The organism is Psychrobacter sp. Arc9, from assembly GCF_041431295.1.
Classification (GTDB): Bacteria; Pseudomonadota; Gammaproteobacteria; order Pseudomonadales; family Moraxellaceae; genus Psychrobacter.
Map to the genome: position 1 here is coordinate 397 of NZ_JASMRK010000052.1, position 1,409 is coordinate 1,805.

A 1,409-nucleotide genomic window follows, 5' to 3' on the forward strand; every position below is an offset into this window, starting at 1 on the left:
TCATCACCATCATTAAAGTCGCCTAAGCGATCTTCACTACCAGCTACTCGGTCTTCATCAACAATGCTGCCAGTGGCGACGGTGCTGTCGATATCGGCATTATCAGCACTGTCGATAACAAAGCTCAGCTGCTCGCTGTCCTCATAGATGTCATCATCTTTGACGATAACTGTAATTTTAGGCGCCGCTGTGCTACCTGCAGGTACTTTGACTTGCAAGGTGGTGGTGCCATTTAGTAACGCTTCGATGGCGGCGCTGTCGGTAATGGTCACAGGACTGCCTGTGGCATCAATGTAGCCAATAGAAGCAATGTCCGCCGCTTCAACCTCGCTGCTGCCCGTCGCCACTTTAACAGTGACTGTAGTGGCAAGGTTGCTTAAGTTGTCCTGTGCAACGGTGTATTCTAAGGTGTTGTCCTCGCCTTCTATGGCAGTATCCTTGGTGGCTGTAATGCTAACGGTCGGACGGTCGCCTTCTTGTGGGGTGCCATCTTGTGCCGCTTCATCTTCAATCACCCCGCTATCAGTAGCGGTGGTAATGGTGACGCCATTAGGGTTAACAGCATTGGAGATGATCAGACCTAAGTCTTCAGTTTGCTCATAAACGCTGTCATCAGCAACGCTGATAGTGATGAGGCTCTCTTTACTGCCCGCAGCGATTAAGACGTCGTCGCCATTGGCTAAGAAGGCGCTGATCTCACCCTGATCAGTAGTATCAACCACGCTGCCATCGGCTTTGGTGTACTGCAAACGCGCAATGTCACCGGCGGTGATATCAGGACTGTTTGCTGCATCTAGGCGCACGTTAACAACGGTATCTTGGTCACTGGCCACATTTTGGCTGATGCTGAACTCAAGAGTGTCATCACTTGTGCCTTCAGTGGCTGTGCCTATTGTGGCTTCAATCTTAATCTCAACAGCCCCTGGAATGACGGTGATGGTCAGATTAGAGTCGTCAAGAACCTGGTTATTACCATCAACCACCTCATAGCTAATCTCTGGAACGTCACCGGTAAAGTCAGCATCTGGGGTAAAGGTGTAGTCACCATTAGCATTAACGGTGATGCTGCCAATCGGGTCGCCATTGACATCGGTGATGGCGGTTGGGGTGCCATCTGTTGGGATGGTGTCTAGTACGCCATCGCCATCAGTATCCACTTGCACGTTCGAGACACTCAGGCTGATGCTCGGATCGGTCTCTGAGGTGTTATCCAGTAAGTTGCCACTCACAGGCTGACCTTGATCGGTGCTCTGCGCTTCATCACCATCATTAAAGTCGCCTAAGCGATCTTCACTACCAGCTACTCGGTCTTCATCAACAATGCTGCCAGTGGCACTGTCCGTGCCAATAGTGGCGTTCTGTGCATTGCTGATATCCAGTACTAAGTCTTCTGAGCGCTCATAAACATC

Annotated in this window: 1 protein-coding gene; it reads right to left on the reverse strand. The window is 50.7% G+C overall.

Translation table 11 applies throughout. The features are described 5' to 3' along the window. The coding region (locus tag QO187_RS13730; RefSeq protein ID WP_371548650.1) for a cadherin-like domain-containing protein at nucleotides 1-1,409 on the reverse strand (1,409 nt) is incomplete at both ends.